At 55.9% G+C, this 247-nt stretch carries 1 protein-coding gene; it reads right to left on the bottom strand.

Translation table 11 applies throughout. From position 1 onward, the window contains the following. Positions 1 to 247 (bottom strand): substrate-binding domain-containing protein (locus tag R0J87_RS23225; RefSeq protein ID WP_191463051.1); only part of this gene is annotated, 247 nt, incomplete at both ends.

Here is a 247-nt window from a genome sequence, read left to right as displayed (position 1 = left end):
CTGGTTTGCCCCAGCAGGCGAAAATCCTGTTTGATGGTGGTTAACGGCGGGATATAACATGAGCTGTCTTCGGTATCGTCGTATCCCACTACCGAGATATCCGCACCAACGCGCAGCCCGGACTCGGTAATGGCGCGCATTGCGCCCAGCGCCATCTGATCGTTGGCAACCAGCATCGCAGTGGGAACGATGCCCTCATTCAGCATTTGCATGGTTTGTTGAAAACCGGACATGGCACTCCAGTCGC

Origin of the sequence: Halomonas sp. SIMBA_159 (genome assembly GCF_046536035.1) — a bacterium.
Lineage (GTDB): Bacteria > Pseudomonadota > Gammaproteobacteria > Pseudomonadales > Halomonadaceae > Vreelandella > Vreelandella venusta_A.
Note: the sequence above shows the minus strand (reverse complement) of the source record. Positions and strands in the feature narration are given on the sequence as shown.